The sequence below is a fragment of the Peptostreptococcus russellii genome (assembly GCF_003012055.1).
Classification (GTDB): domain Bacteria; phylum Bacillota; class Clostridia; order Peptostreptococcales; family Peptostreptococcaceae; genus Peptostreptococcus; species Peptostreptococcus russellii.
Genome location: NZ_JYGE01000002.1, coordinates 76,984 through 92,910 on the forward strand (window position 1 = coordinate 76,984; position 15,927 = coordinate 92,910).

The following is a 15,927-nucleotide window of genomic DNA, read 5'->3' on the forward strand; positions in this document are numbered from 1 at the left end:
GATGAAGTTTTCACAATATGAAGGATATTTATATATGTATATTCTGCTTCTTACTATGATTCCAGCAATTACTCTTGGAATACTTGAGAAAAAAATAAAATATTATGGAATGTTGGCTACGGCTTTAATGATATATTTAATTGTTGGTTTGGATGTACAATTTAGATATTTAGCGATATTTATGCTGTGGGAGATGTCTTTAATATTTATATATAAAGCTATCAGAAAGAATAAAAAATCTAAATGGACTTTTAGAGTGTTTTTATTTGCAAGCTTACTTCCCTTAATAATTAATAAAATCTCTCCTATGACGTCATTTGGTGTGATTGGATTCATAGGTATATCATATCTTAGTTTTAGAACTATACAGATAATAATAGAGATATACGATGGTGCTATTAAAGAGCTTGATTTCTTAGATACATTTTATTTCGTTTTATTTTTCCCTACATTGAGTTCAGGTCCAATAGATAGGTCGAGAAGATTTGATGAAGAAATAAATAAGACCATAAGTAGAAAAGAATATATAGATGAATATTTAATACCTGGAATAAAAAAAATATTTCAAGGAGTTTTGTATAAATTTGCAATAGCAACTTTAATACATGTATTTTGGGTGAGTAAAGTGCATCCAACGCCGCATATTATTTCAATAATATCATATATGTATGCTTATACTCTGTACTTATTCTTTGACTTTGCAGGCTATAGTTTGATAGCTGTTGGAACAAGCTACATATTTGGAGTACATGCTCCAGATAACTTTAATAAGCCATTTTTAAGTAAGGATATGAAAGAGTTTTGGACTAGGTGGCATATAAGTTTATCTAGGTGGTTTGGAGATTATATATTTTCAAGATATGTATTAAATGCAATGAGAAATAAAAAGTTCAAGAAAAGAGCTACAGCCTCGCACGTAGCACAAATGATTACAATGACTACAATGGGATTTTGGCATGGGTTTACTTGGTACTATATAGCTTATGGTGTATATCAGGGACTTGCTTTAGTTTTGACTGATGAGTTTACAAAAAAATCAAAGATATATAAAAAGTATAAAAAGGAAAAATTATTTCAATACTTACAAGTTATAGTAACATTCCATATAGTTTGCTTTGGGATGCTGATATTTTCAGGATTTTTAAATCACTATATTAAATAATTATAAGAATGGAAGTCTATTTAGTAGGAATATGAAATTGCAAAGATTTATATAGCAGATGGATTTCTTGTAAAGATAAATATAGAAATTAAAAATGATAAAATATATAAATTATGGAATAGACAAGCTTTTTATAATATAATATTAGCGTATAAATAAGCCAGAAAAAGATAGTTTGAAGGAGGATAAGATTCGATGGAATTACAAGAAAAGGTAATAGAAATATTTGAAGAAGTACTAGGTACAGATGAAATTAAAGAAGATCTTGATTTAGATATGTTTGAAAATGAGTTATTGGACTCTTTGGCGATTATAGAAGTTCTCTTGGGAATCGAGGAAAAGTTGGGGCTTTCACTTCAGCCAACAGATCTAGAGAGAAAGGATATGGCTACTGTAAATAATTTAGTGGCATTTCTGAAGACAAAGTTACAATAATTTTATAAGGCAAGAAAAATAAATAAAAAGAGAGAATCTAAAGTAGATCCTCTCTTTTTTCTTATTATATATTGTATAAATGGACACTCAATCACTAAGTGAATAAAAATAAGTAACAATCTGGTAAATAAGTGTTGAATAGAGATTTATTTATGATAAACTATAGTATGGTAAGTTTTATATATTATAATACTTACGCTGATTTTACTGCACAGATTTTAGCTGTGTAGTTTGAAATAATGATAATTGTTACTGAAAGGGAGTAAAAATGTCAAGAGTTGCTAGGAAGAGACTTGAAAAGGAAGCTAGAAAAAAAAATAGAAGATTTCCTTTTGGAAGGAAAAAATCTCGCTCTACTGACTTTAATATAGATATGGAAGATATAGATAATATATCTAAGTCCCAGCATTCAAAGAATAAAGGTGTAGGGGCTAGTCAATTTATTAAAAATGGAGATAGAGCAAGTGATAGATTGAAAGATGACAGCACTGCTATAGAGCTGCCATCAAATAATAAGGAAAAAACAGGTATATTAGATAAGAATATAGAGAGAATGAAAAGTGAAAGGAGTTCGGAATCTATATTTTCATCAGGTGATACAATGGTTGCAGTTCCTAAGAAAATGAAAACTGCAGACAATATAATTTCTGTTGAAGATGAGAGGATGTACTTTGAAAGAAAGCAAAGGCAGATGAAAAATGGAATCTCAAATGAGGAGGTTCTAACAGTAAATGATATTCATACTGCAGAGGACGAAAAATATAATAGAAATCCAAACTCTCAGGGTATAAATGATACAAGAGATAAGACTGAAGAAAATATAAATGAAATAAAAAAAATAGACATTAAAGAAGCTCCTTTTGAAGATGTTGTAAGGGTGGCTGAGTCGAGACTTGCAGCTGAAAAAGAAAGGCAAAAGAAAATAGCTCTAGAGAAAAAACGAGAGCTAGAAAAACAGCAAATATTATATAATCAAAAGAAAATAGAATTAGCGGAAAAAGAGGGAATAGAAGTGGCAGATAAGGATAAAAAGACATTAAAGGGACCAGAGCTATCTGATTCAAATAATAGTTCAGATAACGTTAATTTAGAAAAAAGCTCAAACAGCAATAATAATTTAAATAATAATGAAAAAGAAGAACTTAATAGAAAAGAAAGAGGACTAAGAGAGCAAATAAAGAAAGAACAAGAATTAAAATTAGCAGAACTTAAATCAGAAGCAGAAAAAGAAAAATCAAAGGTAAAAAAAGATAAAGAGGAAAAAAAGAAAGAAGAAGTAGTAGAAGAAACAGAAAAAGAAACAAAGGAAACAAAAAATGAAGTAGAAACAGAAGAAGTAAAAAATGAAGCTCAGGATGATAAAGAGCTAGATGAAGCTAATGAAGAATTAGATGAGTTTGATGAAGATCCTGAAAATAGTGGAAAGTTTAAAAAGTTTATGAAAAAGACTTTAAAAGTAGTAGCTATTGCACTTGTAGCTGTGTATGCTGTTGGATGTGTAGTATTCAATAATAGATTTTTCATAAATACAAAAGTAAATGGTATGGATGTTTCATTTAAAACACCAGCTCAGCTAGATAATATGGCAGAGGAAAGAGTAAATGGATATAAAATAAAGATTGATGGAAGAAACAATGTGAAAGATGAGCTTACAGGAACAGATATAGATATGAAGTATGTAAAAGATGGAAGCTCAAAGAAAGTAAAAGAAGAACAAGGATTCTTTGGATGGCCAATTGCTTTATTTAGTGGCGAAGATATTGACGGAAAACTAAATGTGGAAGTTAATGAAGCAAAATTAAGTGATGCAGTTGAGGAATTTAATATATTTAAGAAAGAATATATAAAAGAACCTGTAAGTGCATACCCAAGATATTCTGAGAAAGAAAAGAAAATAATAGTAGACAAGGGTGAGTTAGGTAGTATGCCTATTAAGTCTAAGGTTATAAGCTTTGTAGATAACTCTGTAAAAGCTCAAGCCGAAAATACAAAGTATCCAAATGAAGTCTATAAACCACAAAAGAACAAAGCAGATGACCCAAGAATACCAAAAGCAATAGCTGAAATGGAAAAATACACTGGTATCACTGTAGAATACGACTTTGGATATGAAAAATATGTACTAGATGGAAAAGAAATCAGCAAGATGTTTGATGTTGACTCTGAAAATGACTATAAGGTTACATTTAGCAAAGAAAAAGTTAGAGAGTTTGTAAGAAGTCTAAGCAGAAAGTATTCTACTTATGGTGATACTAGAGAGATACCTTCAGCATCTACTGGTGGAAAGTTAAAAGTAAGCGGTGGAATATATGGTTGGTTAATTGATAGAGACGGTGAAACAGATGAGCTAGTAAAGATTATACAGGCTGGCAAGGATGTTAAGGGAAGAGAACCTCTATATCAGCAAAGAGCAATGACAAAAGATAAAAATGATATGGGAAATGAATTTATAGAAATAGATTTATCAAAGCAGCACATGTGGTTTGTAAGAGATGGAGAACCGATAGTATCTACTCCTATAGTAACAGGAAATCCAAATCAAGGAGATGCAACACCTCCAGGAATATATCCTATTACTTATAAGACAAGAAATGCTGTTCTTAGAGGACCTGGATACGCTTCACCAGTCTCATTCTGGATACCATTTAATGGGAATATAGGTATACATGACGCAAGTTGGCAGCCAATATATGGAGGAAATAGATATCTATATGCAGGATCACATGGATGTATAAATACTCCTTATAACAAGGTAGCACAGATATATGAGTATGCAAAAGAAGGTATGCCAGTAGCAGTACACTATTAATAATAAGCTGACTAAATAGTATATCAATATAGAAAATAGAAAATACTAAATATAGTATCTAAATAGAAAAATACACGAAAAAAAATCAGTATGTTGATTTTTATCGTGTATTTTTTGTTTTATAGGGTATAATATATTATGTTGGTTTTTTTATTTATAATCAGTAAATATGAATTTTGATAGAATTATTTAAAAAAATATTTTATAATTTTATAAAAGGATACATAAAGGGATACAAAGGAGATAGAGTGAATGGGAGAGACTAGATATATAGAATTAAACAATGAAGTAATTGTAAGAGATAGACACGGAAAGTATCAGCTGAGCAAGGATAAGGAAGCCTTAGATGCTTATTTATCTGATTCTATTGATAAAAGAATGAAAAAATTTAGTTCTGAAGATGAAAAAATACAATATCTGATTGATAATAAATATTATGAAAAAGAAATTATTGAAATGTATTCAAAAGAGTTTATCTTTGAATTATATAAGTATATAAATTCTTTTGGATTTGAGTTTCAATCATATATGAGCGCAAGCAAGTTTTATGAAAATTATGCACTTAAAACAGATGATGGAAAGTATATACTTGAAAACTATGAAGATAAGATTTTGATTTGTTCGCTAGCAATTGCTGCTGGGGATGAAGATACAGCAAAGAAGGTAGCTGAAAAACTTATAAGACAAGAGTTTCAGCCAGCTACACCAACTTTTTTAAATCTTGGAAGAGAGAGAGCGGGTCAATTAGTAAGCTGCTTTTTATTGACTGTAGAGGATAGTTGCGAAGGAATTAGCTATGCAGTATCATCTGCAAATCATCTATCTAAAATAGGTGGAGGAGTTGCTTTAAATCTTACAAGACTAAGGGCTAGAGGAGAGTCAATAAAAGGTATAGAAGGTGCAAGTGGAGGCGTTGTAGGGGTTGCTAAGATGCTTGAACAGAGCTTTAGCTACTTCAATCAGATGGGAGCAAGACAAGGAGCTGGTGCGGTATATCTTAATATATTGCATGCAGATTTTGAAAACCTAATGGATACTAAAAAAATAAATGCTGATGAGAGGGTTAGACTGACAACTTTATCAATAGGAGCAATTATACCAGATATATTTATGAAGCTTGCAGAGAAAAATAAAAAGGCCTATGCCTTCTACCCTCATTCTATATATAAAAAATATGGACTGCATCTTGATGATTTAAATATGGACGAGTGGTATGATAAGTTGGCTAATGATCCAGATATAAGGAAAAAAGAAATAGATCCGAGAAAAATGCTTACTAGAATAGCAGCAACTCAGATGGAAAGTGGATATCCTTATATTGTATTTATAGATACAGCAAATAAAAATCATACACTAAAAGATCTTGGTATGGTAAGAATGTCAAACTTATGTTGTGAGATTTTTCAATATCAAGTCCCATCTCATATAGAAAGTTATGGATCAAGCAACAGTGTTTGGGGACAAGATGTAAGCTGTAATCTAGGGTCTTTAAATATAGCCAATGTGATGGAACATAAAGATATTGAATCATCTATCAATACTGCTATAAGATTTTTAACAGATGTAAGTGATAAAACGAATATAGAGCAAGTACCCACAGTTAAAAATGGTAATGATAAGAGTCACTCAATAGGATTAGGAGCTATGAATTTACATGGGTTTTTGATGAAAAATAATATAGTCTATGAATCAAATGAAGCTGTTGAGTTTTGTGATGTGTTTTTTGCTATGATGAGATATTTTGCCATAAAGACATCTATGAATATAGCGAAAGAAAGAGGCAAGACTTTTGAGGGATTTGAAAAATCAGAATATGCCAAAGGGGCTGCAAGTGATGTGCTTGGTAAATACTATGTAAAAGATTTTATACCAACTAGTGAAAAAGTTAAAAAATTGTTTGAGGGAATAGATATACCTAGAAAAGAAGATTGGGCAATACTTTTAGATGAAGTCAAAGAAGTAGGAATTTATAATGCTTATTTAATGGCAATAGCTCCTACTCAAAGTATAAGTTATGTTCAAAATTCTACATCTTCAATAATGCCAATCACAGAACAAATAGAAGTAAGAATTTATGGGGATTCAACAACTATATATCCAATGCCTTTTCTAACAAATGAAAATATGCTATTTTATAAGAGTGCATATAATACAGATATGTTAAAGGTAATAGATGTAGTCGCTGCTGTTCAAAGTCATGTTGACCAAGGGATTTCTACAACTTTATTTGTAACAGATGATAAGACGACAAGGGATATTGCAAGATACTATATATATGCATATAAAAAAGGATTAAAGAGTCTTTACTATACTAGAACCAAGATGCTTAGAGAATTAAATAATGAGTGTATATCTTGCTCTGTATAGAAAAGTATAAATAACAGGGTATTAAATACAATCTATTTTTAAATAGATTGTATTTAATACTTGAAGTGGATATATATATTTTTAGAAAAGAAAAAATAATAAAAGGTTGGTAAAAAATGAATAAATTATTTACTATATCTTTTGGTATTTGTTAGAATATAGTAATGAAAGTTTGGATAGATGTAATTAAGTGGAGGCAGAAGAGTATGAAGGAAAAGTATAAGAAAATAGATAAAGAAAAAGATAAAATAGAAAAAGTACATAAGGCAGTTAATTGGGATACTGAAGATGATGATTTTACTCAGGCATTTTGGGATCAAAATGTAAAACAGTTTTGGTTACCAGAAGAAGTTCCAGTATCTAAGGATATTCCTAGTTGGAATGAGTTATCGGAAAAAGAAAGAGTACTCTATAAGAGAGTTTTGGCGGGACTTACTCTTTTGGATACCAAACAGGGAAATGACGGAATACCTTCTATGATGGAATTAACAGATAATTTCCAGAGAAAAGCAGTACTTTCTTTTATGGGAACAATGGAAGAAATACATGCAAAGAGCTATTCAAATATATTTACAACCCTTCTATCTAAAAGAGAAATAAATGATCTATTTGACTGGATAGAAGAAGAGCCTCTTTTACAGAATAAGGCAAAAATAGTATTAAGACAATATAAAAATACAGATGATGAAAAGAGTTTGTATTTATCAATGGCTACAAGTGTATTTTTAGAAAGCTTCTTGTTTTATAGTGGATTTTTCTATCCATTATTCTTGGCAGGACAGGGAAAGATGATATCTAGTGGGGAAATAATATCTCTTATACTAAGAGATGAATCTCTACATGGAAAATATATCGGTCTTCTTGCTCAAGAAAAGTTTAATGCATTTAAATATGATGATAAAAATGAGTTAAAAGATAAGGTATATGATCTTTTGAAAGAACTTATGGAAAATGAAGAAAAATATACTAGGATGCTTTATGAAGGAAGTGGACTAGAAGAACAAGTAATAAATTTTTTGAAGTATAATGCAAATTCAGCACTTACAAACCTTGGATTTGAAGAGTTTTATAAGGTAGAGCCTGTAAATGCCATTGTTTTAAATGGACTGAGCACAGAAACAAAGACACATGACTTTTTCTCAACTAAAGGTAATGGATATCAAAAGGGGATATATGAAGACTTGGAAGATGAAGATTTCTTTTTCCCAGAGAACAATTTTTTGAACTAAGAATATTTGAAAAAATTTAATTGCAAATAATATAAAACTTATATTATTTTATATAAGCTATAAATAATTTGAATGCTTTTAGATATTAAATACAAAAAGAGATATAAGGTAAAAATTTCAAGGTGATTTATATAATTTTTGTATGCAGATGTAATATTTTAAAGCAAATAAAAACACAGTAAAAGGGATGGTCAAGCCATCCCTTTTACTGTGTTTTTATTTTTGAAAAAGCCTTACTATCATTGGCAAACTTTACTACAATTCCTATAAAAACTCCTGTTACAATGGATGCACCAAGCATAAAAGGAAGATAGCTAATCATAGATAAGTTCTCTATTATCATAGCTGCCATCAAGAGCTGCCCTATATTATGCATAATAGCACCACACAAACTAACTCCAATAATTGAAAAACCTTTTATCTTACTAGCTAAATACATTCCAGCTAGGCTGAGATAACCTCCAGCAATACTAAATAAGAGGTATGAAACTGGTCCAGCAAATATAGAGGAAAGAATAATTCTTACCGATAATATAGTAAAAGTATCTTTAAATCCAAAATTCAAAAGACATATAAGGGTAATAATATTACTAAGTCCAAGCTTTGCTCCTGGAAACAGTGCAACCAAAGGATTTGGAATAAAAGTTTCAAGTATATATAGTGCCAAGCTATAGGCAACCATTAAACTTAGCAGTATTAATTTCTGTGTATTATTTTTTTTCATAAGATAGAAAAATTCCTTTCTATTAAACTTTATAGATAAACAATCTCAATTATTATAATAATATTAAATATGAAATATAGCAAGAATTTTATTTTAAAAACAGAACATCTATATAGGGGAAAATATAAAATAAATTATAAATTTTTAGATTACATGAAATTTACATAGAAATGCTATAATAGTCTATATATTGATATTGTAAGTATTGCGGTGTTATAAATATAGTAAAAAAGTTAAAAAATTTTTGATTAAGTATTGACCTTAACCTTAGGTAATACTTTAATCTAGTAGATGGAGGTGTTGATATGGAATATACAGTAAGTCAGTTAGCTAAAATATCTGGGGTGAGCGGCCGCACTCTAAGGTATTATGATGAAATAGATCTACTTAAGCCAAAAAGAGTAGATTTAAATGGATACCGTATTTATGGAAATTTAGAGGTAAATCTTTTACAACAAATACTTTTTTATAGGGAGTTGGATTTTTCTTTGGATGAAATAAAGAGAATATTGAATTCAAAAGAGTTTGAAATTAGAGATGCTTTAGAGAATCAACTATCAAGCCTTCAAGAAAAGAGAAATCATATTGATGATTTAATCAAAAATGTGAGAAAGACAATAAAGTCGATGGAAGGAGAAATAAGTATGAATGATACTGAAAAGTTCGAAGCTTTTAAAAAAGAGCTAGTAGAAAAAAATGAAGAAAAATATGGCAATGAAATTAGAGATTTATATGGAGATACTCAAATAAACAAATCAAATGCAAGAGTAATGGGAATGTCTGAAAAGAATTGGGAAAAACAAGAAAGATTATCAGATGAAATCAATGAAAAGTTAAAAAGGGCTATGGAATCAGGAGATCCTAGCTCAGAAATATCTCAAGAAGTATGTAAACTACACAGAGAGTGGCTATGTATGTTTTGGGGAAAAGAGAGCTATTCCAAAGAAGCACACAAAGCTATGGCTGATATGTATGTAAGTGATGAGAGATTCAAAAAATATTATGATAGGATAGGTGAGGGAGCTGCACAGTTTTTAAAGGAAGCATTAGAAATATATTCTAGAAAATAGATATTAAATATATTTCTAATCATTTTATAGTACTTTAAGCGAAACTATTAGCTATATGGGCAAGAAATGTTTATCCTTTGATATTTAAAAGAGACAAGAGTTTATCTTGTCTCTTTTTTATTGTATATAGAGATTGGACTATCTTAAGAAAACTATGATAAAATACAATTATAATAGAAATATAGGAGGATTTTATGGCTAAAAATAGAAAAGAAATAGAAAATAAATATAAATGGAACTTAGAAAAGATGTATCTTGATAGTTCTAAAATAGAAGAAGATATTAAATTTATAGAGAAATCATATGAAGATATAAAAGAATATAAGGGTAAGATGTCTAATTCAGCAGAAAACTTTTATAATAGTTTAAAAATTATGGAGGATTCATCAAGAAGATTGTCATATCTTTATGCTTATACTCACATGAAGCATCATGAAGATACTAGAATAAATGAAAATCTTGCAGATGCAACTAAAAGTGAGATGATAGCATCTGAACTTGGGAAGGCTACAGCTTTTATTGTACCTGAAATTATAGGGATGGATTCATCTTTATTAGAGACTTTCTTGAAGGATGAAAGGATAGCTCCTTATAAAAAGATGATCGATGAAATACTTAGAGATAAACCATACACTCTTAGTGAGAAAGAAGAAGAGCTAATGGCAGCAGTATCGGATCTTACTGGAGTAGCTGAAAATACATATGAAATGTTGTCTTATGCAGATATGAAATTTCCGGAAATTGAGGATGAAAAGGGTGAGAAGGTAAGACTTGATCATTTTAACTATTCTACATATATCAAAAGCAAGAATCAGAGAGTAAGAAAAGATGCTTTTGAGGCAGAATTTGGAACATACAAAAAATATTCCAATACTATGGCATCTACATTATTTGGAGCAATTAAGTCTGAAATATTTAATGCAAAGACAAGAAAGTATCCTTCAGCATTGTTTGCATCACTATATCAAGATAATATAAGTGTAGATGTTTATAACAATTTGATTGATTCAATACATGAAAATATTCCTGCACTTGATAAGTATCTAGAGATTAAAAAGAAATATCTAGGCTTGGAAGAATTACATATGTATGACCTTTATGTTCCAATGGCAAGAGATTTTAATATGGAGATTTCATATGAAGAGGCAAAAAAAATTATTCTTGAGGCACTTAAACCTATGGGGGAAGGATATACTTCTTTAATTCAAAAGGCTTTTGATGAAAGATGGATAGATGTTTATGAAAATGAAGGTAAAAAGGGTGGTGCATACTCTTGGGGATGCTATGACTCTCATCCTTATATACTGATGAGTTATAACAATGATTTAAACTCTATGTTTACTTTGATACATGAGTTAGGACATTCTATACACAGTTATTTATCACATAATTCTCAGCCATATATTTATTCTAGCTATAAGATATTTGTTGCAGAAGTGGCATCTACAGTCAATGAAACACTACTTATCAAGTATCTACTAAATAATTCAAAGGATAAAACTGAACAGATATATCTTTTGAACTATTACTTAGAGCAGTTTAGAACTACTGTATATAGACAAACATTGTTTGCAGAGTTTGAAAAGATAACACATGAAAAGGTAGAGGCAGGAAATCCTATGACTGCAGATGATTTTACTGAAGTGTTTTATAATCTAAACAAATTATATTACGGTGGAGCTTGTAATGTTGATGAAATAAGTGGAGTAGAATGGGCTAGAATACCTCATTTTTATTCAAACTTCTATGTTTATAAGTATGCTACAGGATTTGCAGCAGCATCTGTGCTTAGTGAAAAGATACTAAATGAAGATGGAGCAGTAGAAAAATATTTAGAGTTTCTAAAAAGTGGTGGCTCAGAATATCCTTTAGATCAGTTGAGAAGCGCTGGTGTAGATATGGAAAAGAAAGAATCCGTTGATGGAGCTTTGAAAATATTTAATGAATTAACAGAAAAACTAGAGGAGCTAGTAAAGTAAATAGAAGATAATTTTATTAGAAATATTTTTAAGTTTGATAGTGTAGGAAAGTTTGACAGTGTAGGAAAGTTTGATAGTGTAGAAATATTTAATATAAAAAAACAATAATATTTCTTCAAATACTGTTTATAAAAAATTATATGTTTAAAGGTGAAGGTGATATAGATGGAAATATTTAATTTTCAAATAATAGCAGGCGTAATGTTATTTGTAATATTAGTTTCAATACAGATTACATTGAATAAAATACTTGTGATCCTTAGAGATATAAAAAGAGACATAAGATTGAGAAATGATGAAATATTCGATGCTAAAAATCCTAGCAAGAGATACTAATTGTATATGCTGGAGGTGAACAGTGAGTAGCTATGTAGGCTATTTAGATTATGAAATTAGATGTAATAAAAAAAGAAATTCAAAAGGTTGCTGAAGCAATTTCTCTAGTTATAAATATAGATGTTACTATAGTAAATGAAGATATGAAGAGAATTGCTGGAACTGGTATATACAAGGATAAAATAAATGAAATAATACCAGGAACGTCAGCATTTAATAAGTGTTATGAAGAAAAGAAAACCCTAGTGATAGATAATCCTAGGAATTCTCTACTTTGCAAACACTGTTATAAGTTGGAAAATTGTAAGGAAGAAGCCGAGGTTTGTTGTCCCATAATATTTGAGGATAAGTGTTTTGGGGTAATAGGTTTAATTGCATTTGATAGTATTCAAAAAAGTAAAATAACGGATAATAAAAATGAACTTCTTATGTTTATTGAAAAAATGGCAAGTTTAATATCTGGGAATTTAAAGGCTGAAATTAAATCCTATCAATACAATATTGAGAAAGAAAAGATATTAAAAGTTATAGATAGTATGGATAGGCCGCTAGTCTCTACTGATGAAAATGGAGTGATAGACTCATATAATAGCAAATTTAAAGATATATTCAAAATAGAAGGAAATCCTATTGGCAAAAATATATCCTTGCTTTTAGATTTTATTAATTTTGATATATTTAAGGATTTAAAAAATAAAAAGAAGCATAGTGCAACCTTTTATTCTGAAAAAACTAATGTTAGAGGTATCTATAATATAAATAAAATTTATTATAAAAAAGATTTAAAGGGATTTGTCATAGACTTTCTAGATAAAAAAGATGCCATAAGAAATTACAATAAAATGAACATAGACTATAAGATGACTATGAATGATATTATTGGTGAATCGGAAATTATGAAGAAGGTAAAGGATAATGCTCTTAAGGCATCTCAAAGTACATCTACAATTTTAATTACTGGAGAAAGTGGTACGGGCAAGGAATTATTTGCAAGGGCAATACACTTTCACAGTGATAGAGGTGACAAGCCCTTTATAGCTATTAACTGTGCAGCTATTCCAGAAGAATTATTGGAAAGTGAACTTTTTGGATATGAAGAAGGTGCGTTTACAGGAGCTAAAAAGGGTGGAAAACTTGGTATGTTTGAGAGAGCAAACAAGGGCACAATATTTTTGGATGAAATAGGAGATATGAGTATACATCTTCAGGCGAAACTACTAAGAGTATTACAAGAAAAAGAAATTCAAAAAGTTGGTGGTAAGGCAGGTATAAAGATAGATGTAAGAATTATTTCTGCAACCAATAAAAACTTATTGGATATGGTAGAAAAAGGGATGTTTAGAGAAGATTTATATTATAGGCTAAATGTCTTGCCTATTAATATCCCAAATTTGAGTGAAAGAAAAGAAGATATACCGCTTTTAGTAAATCATATGATAAAGGTTTATTCTAAGAAACTTGCCAAGAATGTATCTGGGGTTTCGAGTCATATAATGAGCATTTTGGAGATGTATAATTGGCCAGGAAATATAAGGGAGTTACAAAATGTTATAGAGTTTTGTATAAATATGACAAATGAAAAAATAATTTCTGATGTAGAAATTTTAAAGAATAGATTTTCTATGGATGATCAGACAGATTTCATCGACTATATTGAAAACAATAGCTATGATACTCAGGAAATTAGCAAAAAAATATCTAAAAAAAGTGGCAATCTAAAAAATATTGATGAAAATAAAAAAGAAACAATAATTTTTAGGACTATAGAGGATATTGAAAAAGATCAGATATCAAAAGCACTTGAATATTATAGACCTTATAAAAATGATAAGGACAAAGTTGCGAAAGTACTAGGAATATCAAGAGCGACACTATATAGAAAGATTAAAAAGTACAATATAGATATAGAGTAAATAGAAAACAAGTATAAAAAAGACAAATATAAGTATAAGAATTTTGATAAAAAAGATATATATTATATTAAAAAATAACTAAGAAAAATATCTTGATGAAATGATACTTTCTATAACAAATATAAAAAGCAGTATTAAAGCTATACAGATATAGCAAAAGTATAGTAACAAAAGTTATTGAAGAAATGATACTTTCTATAGCAAATATAAAGAGTAGTATCTAAGATATAAGAGAATAGATAAAAATAGTAAAAGTAGAAGGTTAAAAAAGAAATATTGAAATAAAAGCAGAAAAATAAAAAATAATAAATCCTAAAATGATATAAAAATGTTTCAAAATGAGAAAATATAATATCAAGTTGATAATTATATTTTCTCTATTTTTTTATAAAAATAATAAGTAAAAGGAAATAAGCTCAAAGTATTTATAATAGGGTCTATAAACTTATAAAGTCAATATAATTTTAAGTTTATAAAGTTGGCATTGTAATTGCTATTATAATAAGTATAAAAGATATTTTATTATTTTGAAACGGAGGATTATGATGAGAAACTTAAATAAAGAATTTATAGAAATGTTAAAAAATGAGGTGAAGCCAGCAGTTGGTTGTACTGAACCTGTAGCTCTAGCATTAGCCTGTGCGAAGTGTAAGGAATTATTGGGAGAAAAAATAGTAGAAAATAAAATGTTGGTAAGTCCAAGTATATATAAAAACGGTATGTGTGTTGGAATACCAGGAACAGATAGACTAGGGTTAAAAATAGCAGCAGCTATAGGTATTGTTGCAGGAAAGTCGGAAAATGGTTTAAGTGTTTTAGAAGGTACTAGCAAGGAAGAAATCAAAGATGCAGAAGAGTTGATGGATACTGGCAAATTGTCAATTACTCCAGCAGACACAACTGAAAAAGTATTTATAGAAGTTGAGTTTAAGGGTGAAAGCTCTATTGCCAAAGTTAAAATTATGGAAAAGCATGATAACTTTGTATTGTTAGAAAAAGATGGAGTAGTTATTTTAAACAAAGAAAACAAGCCAAATACTGCAGTTGAAGATAAAGAAGAGAAAAAAACTTTGATGGACGATGCAACTTTAGAAGAAATTATAAAAAATGTTGAGTCTTTAAATTATGAAGATATAAAATTTTTAAAAGATGGAGTAGATATGAATCTAAATATGGCAAAAGAAGGTTTAGATCATAAGTTAGGTATAGGAGTTGGATACGGTATCAAAGAAAATATGGAAGAGGGTATTATTGGAAATGATATAATAAATTCTGCAATGATGCTAACAGCAGGAGCATCAGATGCTAGAATGGCAGGTCTTGATATGCCTGTGATGAGCTCAAATGGAAGCGGAAATCATGGTTTAACAGCAATATTACCTATAGTAGCTTATGCAGAAAAGTTCCCTCAAAGTGATGAAAGACTTTGTAAAGCACTAGCACTATCTCATATTACTACTGCTTATATAAAGAACTTTACAGGTAGATTGTCTGCTATGTGTGGATGTGGTGTAGCAGCTGCAACAGGAGCAACAGCAGGTATAGCTTGGTTGATGGATGAAGATATAGATCATATAAGTGGAGCCGTTAGAAATGCAGTGGCAGACCTTAGTGGTATGATATGTGATGGAGCTAAGTCTGGATGTGCTATTAAACTTTCATCAGCAGCAGCATCAGCAGTTAGAAATGCCTTACTTGCAAAAAATGGAAATTATGCAAAAACAGTAAATGGTATAGTTGCAGAAGATGTAGATACAACTATTAGAAATCTAGGAAAAGTAAGTGATAGAGGAATGACTATTACTGATACAATTATACTGGATGTAATGAATGATATGAATAAGGCAAACTAATAAAAAATATAATTAAATATTATTCTGTTTAGAATAATAAAAATATTAGT

At 29.5% G+C, this 15,927-nt stretch carries 11 protein-coding genes; 10 read left to right on the plus strand and 1 reads right to left on the minus strand.

Going from position 1 to position 15,927, the window contains the following annotated elements:
- Nucleotide 1: 1 nt before the first annotated feature.
- From dltB to nrdF, 5 genes are all read left to right on the plus strand, one after another.
- Nucleotides 2-1,162: a D-alanyl-lipoteichoic acid biosynthesis protein DltB gene (gene dltB, locus UF10_RS01300; protein ID WP_106776046.1), complete on the plus strand. Its 1,161-nt coding sequence runs from the start codon at nucleotides 2-4 to the stop codon at nucleotides 1,160-1,162.
- 195 nt (nucleotides 1,163-1,357) lie between these two features.
- Entirely contained in the window at nucleotides 1,358-1,597 is a 240-nt protein-coding gene (dltC, locus tag UF10_RS01305; protein ID WP_106776047.1) for a D-alanine--poly(phosphoribitol) ligase subunit DltC, read from the plus strand.
- Nucleotides 1,598-1,865: 268 nt separating this feature from the next.
- Nucleotides 1,866-4,406, plus strand: coding sequence for a L,D-transpeptidase family protein (locus tag UF10_RS01310; RefSeq protein WP_106776048.1), 2,541 nt, complete (start codon nucleotides 1,866-1,868; stop codon nucleotides 4,404-4,406).
- A 252-nt stretch (nucleotides 4,407-4,658) separates the two neighbouring features.
- Nucleotides 4,659-6,773, plus strand: a complete 2,115-nt coding sequence (gene nrdE, locus UF10_RS01315; protein WP_106776049.1) for a class 1b ribonucleoside-diphosphate reductase subunit alpha — start codon at nucleotides 4,659-4,661, stop codon at nucleotides 6,771-6,773.
- Between the two features lie 206 nt (nucleotides 6,774-6,979).
- Nucleotides 6,980-8,002 carry a class 1b ribonucleoside-diphosphate reductase subunit beta gene (gene nrdF, locus UF10_RS01320; RefSeq protein ID WP_106776050.1) on the plus strand — a complete coding sequence of 341 codons (1,023 nt, stop codon included), beginning with the start codon at nucleotides 6,980-6,982 and terminating at the stop codon, nucleotides 8,000-8,002.
- 205 nt (nucleotides 8,003-8,207) lie between these two features.
- Here nrdF and UF10_RS01325 read toward each other — a convergent pair whose 3' ends face one another.
- A complete protein-coding gene (locus tag UF10_RS01325) occupies nucleotides 8,208-8,726 on the minus strand; it encodes a Gx transporter family protein (RefSeq protein ID WP_106776051.1) in 519 nt (172 codons plus the stop codon).
- Between the two features lie 305 nt (nucleotides 8,727-9,031).
- Between UF10_RS01325 and UF10_RS01330 the strand changes: the two genes are divergently transcribed.
- From UF10_RS01330 to UF10_RS01345, 5 genes are all read left to right on the plus strand, one after another.
- Nucleotides 9,032-9,796, plus strand: a complete 765-nt coding sequence (locus tag UF10_RS01330) for a MerR family transcriptional regulator (protein ID WP_106776052.1) — start codon at nucleotides 9,032-9,034, stop codon at nucleotides 9,794-9,796.
- 194 nt (nucleotides 9,797-9,990) lie between these two features.
- Nucleotides 9,991-11,775, plus strand: a complete 1,785-nt coding sequence (gene pepF, locus UF10_RS01335) for an oligoendopeptidase F (protein WP_106776053.1) — start codon at nucleotides 9,991-9,993, stop codon at nucleotides 11,773-11,775.
- 165 nt (nucleotides 11,776-11,940) lie between these two features.
- Nucleotides 11,941-12,111, plus strand: coding sequence for a hypothetical protein (locus UF10_RS09210; RefSeq protein ID WP_170062417.1), 171 nt, complete (start codon nucleotides 11,941-11,943; stop codon nucleotides 12,109-12,111).
- Nucleotides 12,112-12,161: 50 nt separating this feature from the next.
- Nucleotides 12,162-14,024: a sigma-54-dependent Fis family transcriptional regulator gene (locus UF10_RS01340; protein ID WP_106776054.1), complete on the plus strand. Its 1,863-nt coding sequence runs from the start codon at nucleotides 12,162-12,164 to the stop codon at nucleotides 14,022-14,024.
- A gap of 545 nt (nucleotides 14,025-14,569) precedes the next feature.
- Nucleotides 14,570-15,877 (plus strand): L-cysteine desulfidase family protein, encoded by a 1,308-nt coding sequence (locus UF10_RS01345; protein WP_106776055.1) that lies wholly within the window; start codon nucleotides 14,570-14,572, stop codon nucleotides 15,875-15,877.
- Nucleotides 15,878-15,927 lie beyond the last annotated feature (50 nt).

Bases quoted from the DNA above. Each gene is read 5' to 3' on its own strand.
- dltB (WP_106776046.1), top strand. From the start codon at position 2: ATGAAGTTTTCACAATATGAAGGATATTTATATATGTATATTCTGCTT.
- dltC (WP_106776047.1), top strand. From the start codon at position 1,358: ATGGAATTACAAGAAAAGGTAATAGAAATATTTGAAGAAGTACTAGGT.
- UF10_RS01310 (WP_106776048.1), top strand. From the start codon at position 1,866: ATGTCAAGAGTTGCTAGGAAGAGACTTGAAAAGGAAGCTAGAAAAAAA.
- nrdE (WP_106776049.1), top strand. From the start codon at position 4,659: ATGGGAGAGACTAGATATATAGAATTAAACAATGAAGTAATTGTAAGA.
- nrdF (WP_106776050.1), top strand. From the start codon at position 6,980: ATGAAGGAAAAGTATAAGAAAATAGATAAAGAAAAAGATAAAATAGAA.
- UF10_RS01325 (WP_106776051.1), bottom strand. From the start codon at position 8,726: ATGAAAAAAAATAATACACAGAAATTAATACTGCTAAGTTTAATGGTT.
- UF10_RS01330 (WP_106776052.1), top strand. From the start codon at position 9,032: ATGGAATATACAGTAAGTCAGTTAGCTAAAATATCTGGGGTGAGCGGC.
- pepF (WP_106776053.1), top strand. From the start codon at position 9,991: ATGGCTAAAAATAGAAAAGAAATAGAAAATAAATATAAATGGAACTTA.
- UF10_RS09210 (WP_170062417.1), top strand. From the start codon at position 11,941: ATGGAAATATTTAATTTTCAAATAATAGCAGGCGTAATGTTATTTGTA.
- UF10_RS01340 (WP_106776054.1), top strand. From the start codon at position 12,162: ATGAAATTAGATGTAATAAAAAAAGAAATTCAAAAGGTTGCTGAAGCA.
- UF10_RS01345 (WP_106776055.1), top strand. From the start codon at position 14,570: ATGAGAAACTTAAATAAAGAATTTATAGAAATGTTAAAAAATGAGGTG.